11 protein-coding genes are annotated in these 16671 nt (G+C 63.2%); 3 read left to right on the forward strand and 8 right to left on the reverse strand.

Annotation, left to right across the window (positions count from 1 at the left end):
* From K1X71_19505 to K1X71_19535, 7 genes are all read right to left on the reverse strand, one after another.
* On the reverse strand, positions 1 to 521 hold a 521-nt coding region (locus tag K1X71_19505; GenBank protein ID MBX7075334.1), incomplete at its 3' end, for a hypothetical protein.
* Positions 518 to 946 carry a biopolymer transporter ExbD gene (locus K1X71_19510; protein ID MBX7075335.1) on the reverse strand — a complete coding sequence of 143 codons (429 nt, stop codon included), beginning with the start codon at positions 944 to 946 and terminating at the stop codon, positions 518 to 520. The genes K1X71_19510 and K1X71_19505, both read right to left, overlap by 4 nt.
* A gap of 26 nt (positions 947 to 972) precedes the next feature.
* Positions 973 to 1815, reverse strand: coding sequence for a MotA/TolQ/ExbB proton channel family protein (locus K1X71_19515; GenBank protein MBX7075336.1), 843 nt, complete (start codon positions 1813 to 1815; stop codon positions 973 to 975).
* 10 nt (positions 1816 to 1825) lie between these two features.
* Positions 1826 to 4891, reverse strand: coding sequence for a tetratricopeptide repeat protein (locus K1X71_19520; protein ID MBX7075337.1), 3066 nt, complete (start codon positions 4889 to 4891; stop codon positions 1826 to 1828).
* Between the two features lie 26 nt (positions 4892 to 4917).
* Positions 4918 to 5439, reverse strand: coding sequence for a hypothetical protein (locus K1X71_19525; GenBank protein MBX7075338.1), 522 nt, complete (start codon positions 5437 to 5439; stop codon positions 4918 to 4920).
* Between the two features lie 292 nt (positions 5440 to 5731).
* On the reverse strand, positions 5732 to 6538 hold the full coding sequence (locus K1X71_19530) for a BON domain-containing protein (protein MBX7075339.1): 807 nt from the start codon (positions 6536 to 6538) through the stop codon (positions 5732 to 5734).
* A gap of 369 nt (positions 6539 to 6907) precedes the next feature.
* Positions 6908 to 7198 (reverse strand): hypothetical protein, encoded by a 291-nt coding sequence (locus K1X71_19535; protein MBX7075340.1) that lies wholly within the window; start codon positions 7196 to 7198, stop codon positions 6908 to 6910.
* A 1044-nt stretch (positions 7199 to 8242) separates the two neighbouring features.
* Here K1X71_19535 and K1X71_19540 point away from each other — a divergent pair.
* Complete coding sequence (locus K1X71_19540) at positions 8243 to 8419, forward strand: hypothetical protein (protein MBX7075341.1); 177 nt, start codon at positions 8243 to 8245, stop codon at positions 8417 to 8419.
* A 140-nt stretch (positions 8420 to 8559) separates the two neighbouring features.
* On the opposite strand, the gene K1X71_19545 is transcribed toward K1X71_19540, so the two are convergent.
* Complete coding sequence (locus K1X71_19545) at positions 8560 to 10413, reverse strand: redoxin family protein (protein MBX7075342.1); 1854 nt, start codon at positions 10411 to 10413, stop codon at positions 8560 to 8562.
* A 408-nt stretch (positions 10414 to 10821) separates the two neighbouring features.
* Between K1X71_19545 and K1X71_19550 the strand changes: the two genes are divergently transcribed.
* Together K1X71_19550 and K1X71_19555 are read left to right on the forward strand one after the other, a co-directional pair.
* Positions 10822 to 13380, forward strand: a complete 2559-nt coding sequence (locus tag K1X71_19550; protein MBX7075343.1) for a PPC domain-containing protein — start codon at positions 10822 to 10824, stop codon at positions 13378 to 13380.
* Between the two features lie 73 nt (positions 13381 to 13453).
* On the forward strand, positions 13454 to 16671 hold a 3218-nt coding region (locus K1X71_19555; GenBank protein ID MBX7075344.1), incomplete at its 3' end, for a hypothetical protein.

The following is a 16671-nucleotide window of genomic DNA, read 5'->3' on the forward strand; positions in this document are numbered from 1 at the left end:
CGCTCGACCAGCGGGCGCTCGTTGGCCACGCTCATCGGTCCCGGCGTTGCCCCCAAGGGCGCTGCCAGCGGCGGCGCCGGGTCGGGCGGCACGTCGGCCAGCGGTTCGTTGGCCGGCAAAGGCTCGTCACGTGGTTCGGGCTCTGGCAGTTCTGGCAACTCCGCGGCCGAGGCGGCCAAATCCCACGGCTTCGCGGCTGTGGGTTCGCTATCGGCGACGTCTTGCACCTCCGGCAAGGCGTTGTCTACCCCCGCCACTTCGCTGACTCGCACCACATGATCGGCGCCGCCGCGAAATGTGGTGTTCACAATCTGCACGCTGGTGGCGTAGCCGGCCAACAACAGGTGCGCAAGCAGCGACAGCGCGAGGCACTTACCCAAGGGCTGTGTCTGGCCCCAGCGCGTCTTCATCAGCACCAAAAGGCTGATCGTCAGCAGCGCCAGGCCGATCCACAGCGCCCACCACATCCATTGCGGGCCTCCCGCGTCGTGCTGCCAATTTGCGGTGACGTTGGCAATCAACGCGTTCGCCTCGCGGTCTGCGCCACCTTCACAGAGATCCCCAGCTCGGCGATGCCCGCCTGCCGGCAGGCGTTGAGCACTTCGGCCACGCGCTGAAAATCGGTCCGGGCGTCACCGCGCACCAATACGCCCAGATCGGCGTACTGCGCCCGCGAGGCGCTCAGCCGGGCGGCGAGTTGGTCGAGCGTCACCGATTCTTGCGCCAACTCGATGCGCCCGTCCTCAAAGACATTGATCACCTTGCGGGCCGGGGCCTCGGAAAGCGCGCCAGCCGAACCGACCTGCGGCACCTCAAGATTGATGTCGCGCTCGGGATTGATGAACTGCGTGCCGACCATGAAAAAAATGATTAGCACAAACGTCACGTCGATCATCGACGTGAGATTGAGCGCCGGCATCTCGTCGGTCGTGGTCTTGAGCGGCATGCAGATGCTCCTCGCCCGGGCAGAAACTAGGCAGCGTCCCGCGCGGCCCGCGTCGCTTTCACGCGGCCACTCGGCCGGCTCCCTTCGGCGGAGATGATGTTCACAATCTCCTGTCCCAATGCGTCGATGTGCATGATCAACTGGTCGACGCGCCCCAAAAAGAACAAGTAAGCCACCAGCGCCGGGATCGCGATCGCCAGTCCGGTGGCAGTGGTAATCAGCGCCTCGGCGATGCCGTGCGCCAGCGCCTCGGGGCGGCCCATCGCCGCCGCGCCGGCGATCGCATTGAACGAGCGGATGATGCCCATGACCGTTCCCAACAGTCCCAATAGCGGCGTCACCGTCGAGAGCCCATTGAGCACGCGCAAGTAGCGTCGCAATTCGTTCGCCTTGCGCTCGCCGGTGTCCAGGATCGCCTGCTCCACCTCGACCCCTGGCCGCCCCCATTTGCGCACCGCCGCGCCAAACACCTGCGCCACGGGACTGCCGTTGTCCTCGCACAGTCCCAGCGCCGTTTGCGGATCAAGCTCTCCCTCGCGCAACTGATGCAAGAACCGCTTCACAAACGGGCCCGGCGCCACGCGACCGCGTCGCAGGCAGATTGTCCTTTCAAAGACCACCGCCACCAGCACCAGCGAACAGCCGAACAGCGGAAACATCACCAGACCGCCATCGCGCAAGATGCCGATCAAATTCCGCGTTTCGATAAAATCGCTCTCCGCCCTCTGCGCCGCTGCGTTAGCTGTGGCTTCCTCCGCCCCATTGGCCGCGGCGCCATGCGAAGCCAAAGCCAGCGCCAGCGCGCCGAGCACTGCCCACGACAGCACGAGTTGCCGCAGCCCACGAACGATCTGCTTGCGCGTGTTCATATCTTCCGTCCTACGAGCGTTTGGTCGCTTCGTCGTGCCTGGCCAGCGACAGCAGCCGAGCGGCCTCGTCGGCGAATTCCGTTTCTGGATAGCTCTTCAGCAGCCGGCCAAACAACTCGGCCGCGGCGTCGCGCTCGCCCAACAGTTCGTGGCACTTGCCCGCCTGCAATAACGCGGCGGCCTGCCAGGTGGGAAACGCGTACAAAATCTCGACTCGCAAATACTCTTTGATGGCGGCGCGATAGTTTTTTTGATGAAAATACGTCTCGCCAATCATCCACTGCGCCATCGCCGCCGTTTCGGTCTTGCCGGCGGCCGATCGCGTCGCCTGGCGATACGCCTCGCGCGCTTCCTCAAATAGCGCGTCGTTCGCCAGACAGCGGCCGCGCAAGTAATCGACCTCGTGCTGCTGTTGAAATTCTGGATACTCGCTGTCAAATCCCTCGAGCAGTTCCTGGGCGCCAGGCCAATCTTTTTGCGCCACCATCAACTGCGCACGCCGCAATCGCACTGTCGGTTGCCAGCTTGTGGGGTGGTCGGCCAACTCACCGGCCAGTCGATCGAACGCGCGCCGCGCCCCCTCCACGTCGCCCGCGCGAAACAGCGCTTCCGCCCGCCAAAATTTCGCTTCTGGCCGCAGCTTGCTCTCCGGACAGTCCGCGAGCAAGCGCTCCATCAGGTCGGCCGATTTGGTCCATTCCCCTTGCTCCGCGGCGATCTGCCCGCGCAGATACAACGCGTAATCCCAAAGCGCCTTGGCCTGTGGTTCGTTGAGTAAATCCTCAAGCAATTGGCCGGCCGCGTCGTAGTCCCCTTTGCGTTGCGAAAACTCCGCCAGGCGATAGGTCGCGTCGGCCCAATGCGCGCTGTCGCGATGATCGCAATGAATGTGGTTGAAGACCTTGGCCGCCCCGTCGATCTGTTCGAGTTGCACGAGCGTCAAACCTTGCTCATACAACAATTGGTCGCGGCCACCCGGCGGATCGCTCAGCTCGACTAGTTCCGCAAGCAAGTTCGCCGCCTCGGCGTATTGCCTTGCGCGCCGATGCGCTCGCGCCGCGCCATAGGTGGCCCGCGCCGCCAGCGGCGTCCCTTCGCGCGTGCGGCGCACTTGCAAATACAAATGCAGCGCTTCGTCGATTCGGTCCAGCTTTTCCAACACCCCGGCCCGCAGCAAAGCCGCGTCCCCCTCAAGTGGCGATTCGGGGCAGCGTTTGGACAACTCCGCCAGACACTCGTCGGCTGCTTCGTACTTTTCGGCCCGCGCCGCGATTCGCGCTTGGCCGAACAAACCGCGCGCGACAAACTCGGCCGGCGCCCCGTCCACCGTCAATCGGCCGAACAACTCTTCCGCGAAATCGGTCTCGCCGGCCGCTAGCGCCGCCTCGGCCAATTGAGCCGTGGCGATCCAGGCGTTGTCGTCGTCCTGGTCCCATGTCAGCCGGCCAATGGACTCTCGCGCCTCGTCGATCTTGCCGAGTTTGATTTGGCACAGCGCGGCCTGCGATCGCGCGATCGCGACGGCGCCGCGCTTTGCCTCGCCCTTCGGACCCGTCAGATATTTCTCCAGGCAGGCTAATGCGTCGTCGTAACGCTCCATCGAGACCAGCGTCTGCCCACGGGTCAGCAAGGCCCGCTCGTTCAACTCATCCGTGTCAGTTGCCGCATGGTCCAAGACGCCCATCGCCTCGTTGTGCCGTCCCGCCCGGCGATACGCCTCTGCCAAAGCGCTGCGGTCCGAGTCGCGGGGCGTGGCGCGATCCTCCACCAGTTCCTGCCAAGCATCGATGGCGGCGTCGGCGTTGCCCGCCGCCATCTGCCCCCGCGCTAGCGCCCGGCGAAACTCGTCGCGCAGCGCGTCACCCGCGCCTTGCGACTCATACTGCGCGCGGCAAGCGGTGATGACTTCGATGTCTCCGCGCGTAGCCGCCGCCCGTGCCCGTCCCAATAGCGCGTCGTCGGCCCATTCGCTCCCCTTCCAATGGTCGAGCAACTGTTGAAACTCAGCGTCGGCGCCAGCGGTGTCGCCCGATACCAATAGCGCGTCGCCAATATGAAAATGAACTGCTGCGGCCAGTTCATGCTTCGGCTGATCGGCAGCCAGCGAGCGCAGCGTGGCGATCGCAGCGGCATACTCCTTTTGCCGCTTTTGCGTCAGCCCCAGCCAATACCGCGCCTCGACCGCCACGGTCTCATCGCTGGCCAGCGACTTAAGCTGGTCTGCCGCCGCGTCGAACTGCTCCAGTTGATAAAGCGACCAACCGCGTAGCAACCGAGCCCTCGGCGCCAGGCTGCTGGTCGGGTCCGACTTTTCCAAGGCGTCGACCGCCGCAACCGCCTTTTCATAATCCTGGGCTGCGTAGGCGCACGTCGCCAAGTGAAACCGCGCTTCGCGCGCTACTACGGCGCTATTCGATTGCGCTAGTTCAGAAAACAACTCCGCGGCTTCGCGCGGCTTGCCAGCCCGCTCCAAGGTGCGCGCCAGGCCCAGTCGTGCGGCGCCGGCGACCGGCGAATCGGCGCCGCCCTCCAGCGCCTGGCGATATTGCCGCTCGGCCGACGGAAAGTCACGATCCGCTAGCTCGCAATCGCCGAGGTAGGCCGCCGCGTAGACGCGCAGTGAATGGTCGGCGTGCTTCCTCAAGAACGCCGTCAGGTCGCCGCGCGCCACCGACAGGTCGCCCGCCAGGAAGCTCGCCTCCCCTTGGCGAAACTCGCACTGCGTGGCGTGCTTGCCGGCCGGATGCCGGCGCAGATATTCGCAGTAATGATTCCGCGCCGCGGCGTACTTGCCTTGCTGCATCAGCGCCTCGGCCAGATAGAAGCGCGCCAGTTCCGCCTTGGGGTCCAAGGGCGCCGAGGCCAATAGCGCCTCGAACTCCTCGGTCGCCAGCGCCCAGCGCCCCGCCGAATAGTGCGCGGCGCCCACCGCGAACTGATCGCTCGCATGGTCGCCAGCCCGCGCGGCGGAAACGAGCAGCGCCGCGGCCATCAGGCTCAGCGGCCAATAGAAGCGACTAAGGCGCCGTCGATGCCCCGAGCGCGGTCCAGCGTGAAAGACTTCGCGACTCGACATGCGCCATCCTTGCCGCTGGCTCTCGATCAGTAATTGCTCGTCATCGTGTCGTCGCTCGCGCCCACGATGTGCAAGTGGTTGTGGTCCACGTACACCACTTCCATCGTGTCTTCGTCGCGCACCGTGTGCGGCAGTGGCCAGCCCACCCGCGTCGTCTCGGTGAAATAGATCGCGCACTTGTAATGAGCATGGTGCTGCTGCGCGGGGCCAACCAACGGGTAAACACGCACCGGATCGACATAGTCGGCGATCTTTTCGGTCACGATGCGCACGTTGTCGCGATGCACCGAATGCAAGAAGGGCACGCCCCCTTGTACGCTGCGGGCACGCTCCAGCGCGGTCATCACCTCGTCGGGCGATGGCGGATCGAGCGCGATTGGCGGGCCGCCCTGCGTGATCGGGCCCATGATCGGCACCCGCTCGTAACGCTCACGGTTCCAGGCCTTGTCTTCCAGTCGCTTCTGGAAGTACGGCGACACCGGGATCGGATACGCCAAGAGGCCGATCGACGGACCCGAGTGGACCGTGCAGCCTGTGGCGCCAGCCAAGAGGCCAAACGCCAAAACGAGTCCCAGAGCCTGATGCTGCCTTGTCATGGACGGGTCCTTCCGTCGCCTTCACTCGCCAGGATCGCGCGGCGCGCCATGCGCCGGGCTTTTCACAGACAGTCTCAATTATCGTGAGAAGCCTTGCCGAACTTGCGGCTTTTTTCGATTACGCAAACGCTGGCGTTCTACCGCCAATTGGCGCCGGCAATGGCGCGAAGCTAGGCAAAGACATGTCCATAAAAAAAGCCCCCGCGTTTCCGCGGAGGCTTGTGCGATCAGTACTTCGTTCAGACTACCAGCAGTTGGAGGGGGAGTCCTTGAAGTCGAGGAACCACCAGCCGTCGTCCCATTCCAAGGTCACCTTCCGCCAGCCCAGCGGCACCTGCGGATAGGGATAGAACGGCCCAATGTACGGCCAGGCGGTCGGCGAGTACTGCTTGGGGTAGGTCAGCGCCGCGTAATTGGGGTAAGCAGCGTAGCTAGGCCAGGCATAGTTAGGCATGCTCGGGTTGTCGTACATTGCCGGAGCGGCGCCACCCGCGGCGCCGTAGCCAGTGGCCGGCAACGGACCGCCACCGACCATGCCGCCGTCAACCATTCCACCATCCATCATGCCGCCGTCCACCATACCGCTGCCAGGAGGGCAATTGGCCACGTGATCCACGCGGCGCACCGGACGCCGCGCCATGCGGTGCGCCGGCATCGGCATCCGCGGAGCATTGGCCGGCATCAGTTCCGGAGCGCTGCTGTCGGCGTATTGCTCGGCACTGGCGTGCCGGACGCCTGGCCGCGGCATCCGCATGCTCCCCCGGGCCCGCTGGCCACCGCGGCCAACCTGAAGCTGATTCACAACCCGCGTCACGTCCTCGCACTGTTGGGCCAGCGAAAGCGCAGTTTCGAGCTGTTGTTCGTTGCTTACCCGGCCCGAAAGCCAGGCGGTGCCGTCTTTGTATTTGACGCTGATGTTGTAGTCGGTCAGTTGTCCGCTGGCGCGGAGATCCTTGCCGATCTGCAACGCAATCTCGCGATTGCCGCCGTGCGCCGTCGGCACGCTCGCCAGCGCGGCGACAGCCAACGCTGCGAAGATGGCGATTCTCATGGTCTGAGGCCTCCCTGTTTCGTGCTGGATTCTCGGCGGCATGCGCCGACCACGTCGCTGCCGCCGCAGTGAAGCGGCTGCGGTTGCTTGGCTCCAGCCGAAGGAACCTCCCGGCCAGGAGCTGGCGAGTGGCGTGCCACGAGAATCTCAGGCGAATCGTCCAAGCGATCGGCCCTGCGCCGATCGTGACGTTTCGCGGGGAGTCTTCGCGTACCGTTCACCCGCATCATTAGGTGTCGGTTCGCGATTGCGCGGAGAGGAAGTATTTTTTGGAATTTGCGGCCGGCCGCCAATCACTCAGCCGGGGAACTTGCCGCAGCCTGCCCAAACCAGCAACGCCTCGTTGACGATAGCATTGCCGCTTGCAGGTCACTCGCCACTGGTGGCGGGCGCCAGGCCAAAACCACAGCGATCGAAGGTCGCCGTCAGCATGGTCACCGCCAGGAAGGCGCCGCAGAACAGGCTCTTGCCGGGCTCCGCGCTCAAGCTGAGTAGCGCGCTCAGGCCAGCAAACCCCATGCAGGCGAGCGAAATGAGTTGGCAGAATCCTTGGCTCGCGGTGCCGCTGCTGCGGTGCGCGGCAATCGCGCTGACCACACCGGCAAGCTGGATCAAACCGAGAAACAAAAACGACGGGGCAAGCTCGGTGGTTTCAACCATCGACCGATTCCATTCGTGTCGGGTGAAAATAGATGGGCCGTCTCAAGTCATCCATGCCTTGAGAGAAGGTCCGCGGACATAGAGCGAATCTCATGCCCGCAAGGCGGCGAATTTTTAGGGCAATCCGCCGAATTCGGCAAGGTCTGTTCGCTGCATCGTTTGCGGCGATTGCCGCGATGAGCGACCCAGCTCGCGACTCGGTGCAGTTCAAGTAACCCTTACAACTTCACATGCCCCATTGGGGTTGGCATGGTCTTTGCAAATTACCCAGGCGACGATGACCCCGACCGTCAAAGGAGTGCAGCGACGGGTGCGACAGAAGAGGCTTCTTGCACGCACACCGAGGGCATCCATGTTTGCTAGATTTTTTCACTTCGGACGGCGATCACCGGACCATTGCCGCCCGACATCTGCCTTGGAGCAGCGCTAATGTAAGCATCCATCTGCTCGTCGCAAGGAAAGCGGCAGTAGACGTTTGCGCTTCTTGATGCCAATTCAGTTCGCCTCGCACGCTTGCTCAGCGTTCGCACGCGCGCACACCTGCTTGACGAACTAGAGAGCCCGTTCTCTTCAAGCGGCGCACCATCATTTCCGCATCGTTTTTTGCGCGTGTACGCAGCGTGTCCCGCTCTCGCTGCGCGCCGCGGTTCATGCTGCGCATTTCACCAAAATGGTGAAACTGATCCCCGAGTTGGTGACTGATCGCAAGTTCTTTAGACGGCATCGGTTAGCACGCGGCATCCGCGTCAAATTGTCGCAACAGTCAGCCCGCCGCGCCGTAACCCGTGAGCGTCTCGCGGCTTACAGAGGCCTGTCGCCCCCTCACCAGACCAGGGAAGCGCGCCGGCGGCCCACCGAGCGCCGACGAGGAAAATCGACCGTTTCTCAAAATCGCTAACCAGCGCAGCGACAGCGTGTTAGCTGCTATCTCTCTAATTGCATTTCGTATTGGCGGCCTGGCCGGGCGCGTTGGTTGCTTTTGCAACGGGAACAGTCAAGCGCCAAGTGGCGCTAGAACGTGGTTTCCAGCACAAGGAGTAGCCAATGCACGCGGAATGGGAATACGAAGCCGAGGGCGCTGAGTATCAATCGGCCGAGCAAAAGAACCGAGAGTACCGCCAGCGACGTACCCCAAAACTGACGAATCGAAAGAAGAAGCGCGCCCAGGCCGCCCCTGGTCCTGGTTTGAATCGGCGCCGTAACAAGCATTGGTCGTGGTAGCCGATTCCGGCCGCCACGTTTGACATAACGCAGCACAAGCCCGCAGTACAAGCAGGAAGCCCCGGCGCCGTTTGTCGAGTCTCTTCACTCGACCGCGGCGCCGGGGCTATTTCTTTGACGTCGGCTCTTGTCGCAGCGAGTTACTTAAGCTGCTGCTTCAGATCATTCTCAATCTGGGTAACGTGGATGTTGCGATTCACCACGTTCCCCTGCTTGTCGACCAGAATCATGGTTGGCAATGTCAAGATGCCCAGCTCGTTGGCCAGCCGGCTGTCCAGTCCGCCCGGTTCGTAGATTTGGGCCCACGGCAGCGGATTCTCTTTGAGAAACGCCGCCAGATCCTGTTTGTCGGTGTCGAGGTTGACGCCCACCACCGAAAAGCCGGCCTTGCCGTACTTGGCCTGTAAATCCTTGAGCTGCAACATGTCGGCCTTGCAGGGCTGACACCAGGTGGCCCAGTACTGAATGAGTACAGTCCGCCCCTTGTACTGCGCCAAGTCGACTGTCTTGCCGTTTGTTCCCATCCCACGCAGAACAATTGGTTTGCCGACCGAATCGAGTCGCCGCGTGGCGCCTGCTGCCTTAGGCGCCGCCGTCGACTGCCCAAAGTCGCTCACAATTCGCTGGTAATATTCCTTCGCGCCATCTTCCTGGCCGGCGAACTCTTTGGCGATTGCCAACTGCAATAGCGCCTCGCTGGTGTCCGAACACTTGGGATACTCGGTGATGTACTGCTCCAAATCAGCCAGCCATTTCTCTTGGATCTTGGCGAAGTCGGCCTTCTCGTCCTGCAGGCTTTGGCCATACTCGGCTGTCAAACTGCGAAAACGCACGTAGCCCGCTAAATCCTCGTTCCCACCCTCCTTGCGCAGCTTGTCATACAGCACGCCAAGCCGCGCCACGCCATCGGGAAAGGCCCCTGACTGCACCGCCGCGCTGATGGTGTCGGCAAGTTGGCGACGCCACTGGCTGCGCTCTTCGTCGGTGCTGGCCGCGTCGGTCAGCAGTTCCAGGATGTCTACCCGTTGCGTATTTAGCGCCCCCAACTGTTCAGGGCCGGCCTTCGTCGCTTCCTGATCCAGCTTTTCCAGCTTGGCAAGCAGTTCCTGCACCTTGGTGTCTGGCGCCTGCGCCTGTTGCTCGTCGAAGTTTGGTTTGAGATACGGCTGAAAGAACTGCGGCAACTCCGAGTGGGCCAATTGTCCGTCGAGTACGGGCATGGCGATCAATCGCCATGTGGTTCCCACCTGCACTAATGTGCCAACCGGCACCTGGCTTGGCTTGTTCTCGCCGTCGATCAAAGCCGCCACGTTCTCGTAAACCAACAGATCCTTAGTCGAACCTTGGGTGCCGCTGGGAACGATACCCGGTCGTGTCGCGGCAAATTGCACCCACTCCGACTTGGGAGACACCAGCTTTTGGGTACGCGCGGACTCGCGAAATTCAGTGATCGCCGACTGCAGCTTGCCGGCGATTTCCTTCGCTTTTTCCTCGCCTAAACCTAGTTCCTTCAATTCAGCTTCGGTAAGCAACAAGCGGCCAAAACGCTCGTCGTCGCCGTCCATCAAGGCACGCACGAATTCGGCCGAAACTTCCTCGGCCGAAATCGTTTTCCAGGCATCGATTTTGCCGTCTTCGTTCGTGTCTTGCGCCCAGCGACTCCCCGCGGTGTTCAACCAGCGGTATTGATCCGCTTTGCCATTGTTGTTGAGGTCGATATCGCGATAGACCTCGAGTCCATCGCGGTAGTAACTCCATTGGTCAACCACATTGTCGCTGTTCGTGTCGACAAACTTGCGCAGCACCTGCCCGCTAGCATCGCGCACGACCCAGCCCTTGCCATCGCCAATCGACTCGGCCTGAATGGCGCATTTGGCCGCCTCTTCGGCGGTCGGCTGGGCATATTCCACATCGCGCTGTATCGGGGCGAGTTTCAGCGCCTGTTCGAGCGGCGGCGGTGCGGCCATCGCCAGCGAAACCATGGCGAGCGGCATAGAGAGCGACGTGAGCAGGCATTTGCGATTGAACTTCAGCGCCATCGAGCAGTTCCTTCCCTAGTTTCTAGCGCCTCGCGCGCGGCTCGACGCCCCCGCGCGGCGGATACAGGCAATGCCTTGTTTTCTTCGGACAGTCGCCGCGGCGACCATCACGCAATCGTAGCGATTTTCCGTATTGTAGGCCCCCCAGGTCCACAATCGCCCGCCAGCCCAAAGGTCAACAAAACCTGCCTATCTTGTTTCTTCTCGCCGCGCCGTGGGTTATAGTAGCCCGCGCAGGCCGACAGATCGGCCGCTCCCCCTTGCCTGCCGTACGTCCGCATCCCACCCCTGTCTCGCCAGCATTCGATCACCCCTGCTCGCTGCGTCTTTCCTTTCCGCCACTAGCCTGCCAGGAATGAACCGATGGTCATTGCCGTCGGCCGCACCCCAAAGCGCTTACGCATCCAGCGGCCAGCCCTACTCGCGGCGATCATTTGCTTTTTGGGCGCCGCTCCGGTCGCCGCGCAACTACCTGCCACGCGAATCACCGCCATCTTTCCCGCCGGCGGACGTGCTGGCGCCGAACTCGACCTGACCATCACCGCCGGCATCGACCTCGAAGGGGTCAACCAACTTCAATTCACGCATCCAGGCATTACCGCCACTCAAAAGACACAGGCCGTCGAGGGGCAACCACAGCCGCAACCGGTCGCCAACCAGTTCCATGTCACGATCGCCGCCGACGTGCCCCCCGGCATGTACGAACTGCGGGCTGTCGGCGCCTATGGCATTTCCAATCCCAAGTGCTTTGCCATCGGCGATCGGGCCGAGACCTTGGAAGTCGAGCCGAACCAAGCGGCCGAGCAAGCCACCGAGATCCCCATCAACTCGTGGGCCAATGGCCGCGCCGAACCAGCCAAGGATGTCGATTGGTTTCGTTTTACCGCAACGAAGGGCGCGCGGCTGATCATCGACGCCTGGGCCGAGCGCGTCGACTCGCGCATGGATGTTTCGTTCGATCTCTACGACGCGCAAGGTCACCTGCTCGATTCCGGTCGCGAATTCAATCATCACGACGCGCTTTTCGACTTCGCCGTGCCAACCGATGGTGAATACCGGCTCAAGGTCTTCGACCATCAATACCGCGGCGGCCCCGATTACACCTACCGCATCAGCATCTCGTCGGCGCCCTATATCGACTTTGTCTTTCCGCCCGCGGTGCAGTCCGGCGTGAAGACGCCCGTCACGATCTACGGTCGCAATCTCCCCGGCGGCCAACCGACGGAACTAGGTTCCGCCGACGGGCGGCCACTGGAAATGCTCGCCGTCGAACTCGAACTACCCGCCGATGAGGCAACGCGGCAGCGTCTCGCCCTCGACGTGCCGATCGAACCCCCATCGGCCGCGCTTGATGGCGTCAACTATCGACTGAGCGGCCCCGCCGGCACGTCGAATCCCGTGCTTGTTTCATTTGCAACAGCGCCGATCGTTCTTGAACAAGAGCCGAACGCCGATCCGCCGCAAGTCGTGACGCCACCTTGCGAATGTATGGGCCAGTTCGCCCAACTCGCCGATCTCGACGTGTTCTCCTTTAACGGCAAGAAAGATGAGGTCTACTGGATCGAAATCTATTCGCAGCGGCTTGGTGTCCCCGCCGATCCCCTGCTCGTCATCCAGCAGGTGACTAAAAACGAAAAGGGGGAGCCGCAAATCACGGAGCTTAAGGCCGAAGACGATGCTCCGGCAAATGTTGGCGGACAGGCGTTCAATACCGCCGCCGGCGACCCGGTGTTTCGACTTGCTTGCCCAGCCGACGCTGAGTATCGCGTGGCCGTGCGCGACCTCTATTCGGAAACGCGCGCTCACCCGGCGCTCGTCTACCGTCTCGCCATCCGCCGCGAGTCGCCTGATTTTCGGCTTGTGGCGCTGGCCGAGTTTCCCATCAACGGCCTACAGGCCCCACAACCTTGGACCAATCTATTGCGAAAGGGCGGAACCGACACGCTCCGCGTCTTCGCGCTGCGTCAAGACGGCTTCGGCGGCGAAATCACCGTAACTGTCGAAGGCCTGCCCGACGGCGTCTCCTGTCCGCCAGCGGTCATTGGTCCAGGACAGCCGAGCACTTCGCTGGTGTTCACATCAACCGAAGGCGCCGCGGATTGGACTGGTCCCTTACACCTTGTTGGCAAGGCAAAGATCGGCGATGTGGAAATCTCGCGCGAAGTTCGCCCCGCGACCGTGCGATTCACAGCGGTTAATCAACCTGGCATTTCCCGTTTGGCCCACGACGTATCCATGTCAGTCGCGCATACGGCGCCCTACTTGTTGAGTTGCGCCACGCCACAGATCGGCGTGCCGCAGAGCGCCTGGATCAAGTTGCCGCTGGCCGCCACGCGACGCGGCGACTTCGCCGGCGCGCTGGCGCTGACCGCCGTCAATCTGCCCGGCAATGTGCAAAACGAGGCGATCACCGTTGCGGCCGACCAGAAGGAGGCGGCGCTCTACTTGTTCGCGCAGCCCGATGCCCCACCCGGCGCCTACACCATTTACGTCCAGTCGACCACGCAGGTCCCCTTCACCAAGGCCGCCGATGGCTCCAACAAGCAGCCGGTGAATGTCGTCGACGCTTCGACGCCGATCACGATTAGCATTGCTCCCGGTCCGCTGACGTTGGCCGCCGCGCCGCCGGCTGGCGGCGCGATCAAGCAAGGCGCGACCATTGAAGTGCCGGTGAAGATTACTCGGCGTAACGGCTTCGCCGGTCCCGTCACGCTTGGCTTGTACCTGCCGGATGGCACGGTTGGCATCAGCGCGGCCGCAGTCGCCGTTGCGGCGGACCAAGTCGAAGGCAAACTGGTGATTCAAGCGGCCGCCGACGCCGCCGAAGGGGCCCGCGCGCATGTTGCCGTACAGGCGCAGGTCGATATCGGCGGACAACCAGTCGTGCTGCATCAGCCCATTCCAATTGTCGTACAGAAGTAACCCATTCGTAGTTGAGCGAGCCCCCCGCATGGACTCACGACGGTTATCCACGTTGTCATGGATGCTGGCATCAGTGTCATGGTTGTTGCCGATCGGCGCAGCCCGCGCGGAAGACTCCGCGCCAATCGCCATCGCCGAAGTGAAACACGACGGACCGGTTGATTTTGAGGCCGAAATCCTGCCCATCCTCAAGCAGAACTGCACCGCCTGCCACAATCATGCGACGAAGAAAGGGGAACTGGTTCTCGAAACCCCCACCACAATTCTTCAAGGGGGCGCCAGCGGCGCGGCCGTCGAACCCGGCAAGCCTGACGAAAGCACACTGCTGCTCGTGGCCAGCCATCAGAGCGAACCCCTCATGCCGCCAGCCGATAACAAGGTTGGCGCCGTGCCGCTCACCCCGGACCAACTGGGGCTCATCAAGCTTTGGATTCAACAAGGCGCCAAGGGAGAAGTGAAGAATCGCGCGGCCGCCATCAACTGGCAACCACTCCCCGCAGGCGTGAATCCCATCTACGCGGTGGCCGTCACGCCGGATGGCCAATTCGCCGCCTGCGGTCGCGCGAATCAAGTCTTTGTCTATCACCTTCCCACTGGCCGCTTTCTCTGTCAGCTTACCGATCCGGCCCTCATCGACGGCGTTCTCTACAAACAGCCCGGCGTGGCCCATCGTGATCTCGTGCATAGCCTCGCCTTCAGTCCTGATGGCTACACCCTGGCCTCCGGCGACTATCGCGCCGTGAAGTTGTGGCAGCGGCCGCGCGATGTGCGCCGCTGGGAACTGGCGGTCGAAAAAACGCCGCTGGACGACTTTGCCATCAGTTCCGATCAAAAATGGCTGGCGGCGGTTGGCGCCGACAATTCGATTCGCCTCTTCGACGCCGCCACGCGCGAGCCGCGCGGCACATTGGCAGGGCACGCCGCAAGCATCCATTCCATCCGCTTCTCGCCAGATAGCGCGCGCTTGTTCTCCGCCAGCGAAGACAAGACCTTGCGCATTTGGGATATCGCGTCCAGCGCGACAGTCGCGGTCGTCCAGGCCGGCAGTCCCCTATCCGCACTGGCGCTATCCGCCGACGGCGCGCAACTCATCACGGGTGGCGCCGACGGCGCGATCATCACCTGGCGACTTCCCGGCGCAGCCGGTAGTCCCATGACTCTACCCTCCGTTGCCAAAACGCTTGCTAAAAGCGCCGATGGTAAACGACTCGCCTATGCCGGCGACGATGGCGCAGCACACATCATTGATCTCGCCACCGGCCAGCCGATCCGCTCGCTTCCGGCTCATACCACTCCCTTGATCGCGCTCGCCTTCAGCCTCGATGGCAATCATCTGGCCACCAGCGCCGCCGACGGGCAAATTCGCGTTTGGAATCTCACCGCCGATCAACCGCCGCTGGTCGGCGCCGGGCCAGCCGCCGCTCAACATCTGGTTTGGCATCCATCGGCGCCGCAAATCATCGCCGCTTCACAAGATGGCAAAGCGACCACCTGGAGTCTCGAAGGCGCCGTTGCGGGCAGCGTTCCGCTCAAGGTCATAGGTCAATTCTCCGCAGCGCCCGCGCCAACGGGCTTGGCCATCAGTGCCGATGCGGCGACAATCTACGCTGCCGGCCAGGATGGTTCGATTGTCGCGATCGCGACCGCCGACGGCGCTCGCCGATACACCGCGCAGCACGGGGCGCCGACGCGCGGCCTGGTGCTCACCGCCGATGGCCGACACCTCGGCACAATTGGCGACGATGGACATCTCCGCGTGTGGAACGCCGCGGACGGGGCGGCGCTGACGGCCGCCGACTTGACTGGCGTCGCCGGCAAGCCCCAACACATTGTCCTTTCCGCCGATGGGCGATTGGCGCTGTTGGCGACCGAAACCGGAGCGATCGTCGTCGCCGATCTGGCCACCGCAACCACGCTGCAAGTGCTGCCGCCGACTCAGAAGCCAGTCACTGCCCTGGCGTCGCTCGCCGATCGCGTATTGGCAGCGACCGCCGAGACTGGTTTGCGCGTGGAAACGTTCAGCGCCGACCGCCGATTGGCCGGACATGCCGGCCGCGTCACCGCGATCGAATCCCTGCCCGGAACCACGCAGATCGTTTCCGCTGGCGACGACGGCGCATTGCGCCAGTGGGAACTGGCGACCGGCGGAGAAGTCCGCAAACTCGATCTTGGGGCGCCCGTCACAGCGCTTGCCATCCGACCCGATGGCGCACGAATCGCCGCCGCCATGAGCAATAACCTAGTGCGACTCTGGCAAACCAGCGATCTCGCACAACTTGCCGAGTTTAAGGGAGACTTCAAGTTGCAGCAACTTGTGGCACGGGAGATCACGCGCCTCGAAGTCGCCAAGGGCAATGCCACCGCCGCACAGGCGGCGCTCGCCGCCGCGGAAAAGGACAAGACCGATCGTGCCGCCGCCGTGCAAACCGCCAACGATAATCAACAAAAGATGATCGCGGCGCTGGCCGAGGCGGAAGCAAAATCGAAAACGGCCGCCGAGGCTCAAGCCGTCGCCGCCAAAAGCGCCGCCGACGCGGCCGCCTTGGCCAAGACCCTTACCGACGCCAAGTCGGCCAACGATAAGCTGGTCGCCGATCTCACCACCGCCGTCGCGTTGGCCAGCGACGCCGGCGCCAAGGCCCAAGCCGCCGCCGACGCTCAGGCCACCGCGCTCGCTGCCACCGGCGCCTTGGCGCTGGCCACCAAGACCGCTGTCGATGCGATGGGAGCCGATCAGTCGCTCGCGGCGGCGAACAACACCGCCCAAAAGCTGTCCGCCGACACCACCGCCATGAATGAAGGCGCCAAATCGCTGACAGCGGCGATCGCCAAATTTGTTGAAGAGAAGAAAACCGCGCTCGCCGCGGCCACGGAGAAAAAGACCGTCGACGAGCAGGCCTTCGTCACCGCCGAGGCGGCCGTCAAAACCACCACCGATGCCAAGGCCGCCGCCGACAAGGCGGCTAAGGAAGCTGCTGACGCCGCGCAAGCCGCTCTAGCCAACAAGAACTCCGCGGAGAAATCGGTCGCCGAGGCGCAGCGCTCGCTGGCAATTGCTGAGCAAACGCTTCCCTTGCGCAAAGAGAGCTTCGACAAGTCCGCGGCGATCGCCGACAGCATCACCGCTCAGCTTGCCGCCGCGCAGGCCGAAGCGCCCAAGCATGACCTTCCCGTGCGCGCCTTGGCGTTTTCGCCCAACAATCTTTTGCTCGTCGCCGGCGGCGACGACGCGGTGATCCGCGCCTACCGCGCGGACGACGGCGCCGCGTTCGAAACCTTCGCCGCCCATCA

It is taken from the genome of Pirellulales bacterium (assembly GCA_019694455.1).
Lineage (GTDB): Bacteria > Planctomycetota > Planctomycetia > Pirellulales > JAEUIK01 > JAIBBY01.

Coding starts and splice junctions, on each gene's coding strand:
- K1X71_19520 (MBX7075337.1), bottom strand. CDS start 4,891: ATGTCGAGTCGCGAAGTCTTTCACGCTGGACCGCGCTCGGGGCATCGA.
- K1X71_19550 (MBX7075343.1), top strand. CDS start 10,822: ATGGTCATTGCCGTCGGCCGCACCCCAAAGCGCTTACGCATCCAGCGG.
- K1X71_19530 (MBX7075339.1), bottom strand. CDS start 6,538: ATGAGAATCGCCATCTTCGCAGCGTTGGCTGTCGCCGCGCTGGCGAGC.
- K1X71_19515 (MBX7075336.1), bottom strand. CDS start 1,815: ATGAACACGCGCAAGCAGATCGTTCGTGGGCTGCGGCAACTCGTGCTG.
- K1X71_19540 (MBX7075341.1), top strand. CDS start 8,243: ATGCACGCGGAATGGGAATACGAAGCCGAGGGCGCTGAGTATCAATCG.
- K1X71_19545 (MBX7075342.1), bottom strand. CDS start 10,413: ATGCCGCTCGCCATGGTTTCGCTGGCGATGGCCGCACCGCCGCCGCTC.
- K1X71_19510 (MBX7075335.1), bottom strand. CDS start 946: ATGCCGCTCAAGACCACGACCGACGAGATGCCGGCGCTCAATCTCACG.
- K1X71_19535 (MBX7075340.1), bottom strand. CDS start 7,198: ATGGTTGAAACCACCGAGCTTGCCCCGTCGTTTTTGTTTCTCGGTTTG.